Raw genomic sequence first — 1297 nt, 5'->3', positions numbered from 1 at the left:
CTGTTCGTGAGTAAAAATTCCGGTGAAGGCATTAGTGATTTAGGAGTGCAGTTACGCGATCGTATCAACATCTTTGTTGGCCAATCTGGCGTAGGTAAATCGAGCTTGGTTAATGCATTAATGCCTGAACTAGAACAAGAAGTGGAAGAAGGCGCAATTTCTGAAAACTCTGGCTTAGGTCAACACACCACGACAGCAGCACGCCTTTACCACATTCCAACTGGCGGCGATCTTATTGACTCACCAGGGGTTCGCGAATTTGGTCTTTGGCACTTAGAGGCTGAAGAAGTCACCAAAGCGTTCGTTGAGTTCCGCCCATACCTTGGTGGCTGTAAATTCCGAGACTGTAAACACAACGACGACCCTGGCTGTATTCTGCGTGAAGCCGTTGAGAAAGGCGAAGTGAGTGAGGTTCGTTTTGAGAACTACCATCGCATTCTAGAAAGCATGATGGAGAACAAGGCAAACCGCCAATACTCACGCAACAAGAAGGCCGATCTGTAACCAGATTGTCTGAGCAACTGTGTAAGAATTCTTCACCGAATACTGACAAGCACATTAAAGTTCAGTAACATCACGCGCCCAAAGCGCGAATCTAACAGAACAGACAGAAGTATCGGAATTAAAGATGGACAAGTTTAAAGTTGGACTGCAGTACTGGATCCCACAACATGGCCTAACTCGCCTAATGGGCAAACTGGCATCAGCCAAAGCTGGTAGTTTAACCACCACGGTCATTCGCTGGTTTATCAAACAGTACAATGTGAATATGGACGAGGCAAAGCACTCTGATCCTAAGCATTTCAAAACGTTCAACGAGTTTTTTGTTCGTGAGCTCAAAGAAGGCGCACGCCCAATCACTGAAGGTGATGAGATCATTACGCACCCAGCAGATGCTTGTGTGAGCCAATTTGGCCCAATTGAAGATGGTCAACTGATTCAAGCAAAAGGCCACAACTACTCGGCGCAAGAGCTGCTTGGTGGTGATGAGAAACTCGCAGAAGAATTCAAAGACGGTTCATTCGCAACGCTATACCTATCGCCTCGCGATTACCACCGTGTACACATGCCATGTGACGGCACATTGCGCCAAATGATTTACGTTCCTGGTGATCTGTTCTCAGTAAACCCTCTGACAGCAGAAAACGTACCGAACCTATTTGCACGTAACGAACGAGTGGTATGTATCTTCGATACCGAATTTGGCCCAATGGCACAAGTTCTGGTTGGTGCAACCATCGTAGGCAGTATCGAGCAAGTTTGGGCAGGCACCATCACGCCACCTCGCGGTAACACG

Annotated in this window: 2 protein-coding genes; both read left to right on the top strand. The window is 47.3% G+C overall.

Annotated features, from left to right (window positions below):
• On the top strand, positions 1 to 504 hold a 504-nt coding region (gene rsgA / locus R8N47_RS23455; RefSeq protein WP_318185885.1), incomplete at its 5' end, for a ribosome small subunit-dependent GTPase A.
• Between the two features lie 124 nt (positions 505 to 628).
• The coding region (asd, locus tag R8N47_RS23450) for an archaetidylserine decarboxylase (RefSeq protein ID WP_318185884.1) at positions 629 to 1297 on the top strand (669 nt) is incomplete at its 3' end.

Source organism: Vibrio sp. 2132-1, from assembly GCF_033344315.1.
The sequence above is the reverse complement of the archived record's forward strand: the minus strand, read 5'-3'. Positions and strand labels throughout refer to the sequence as shown.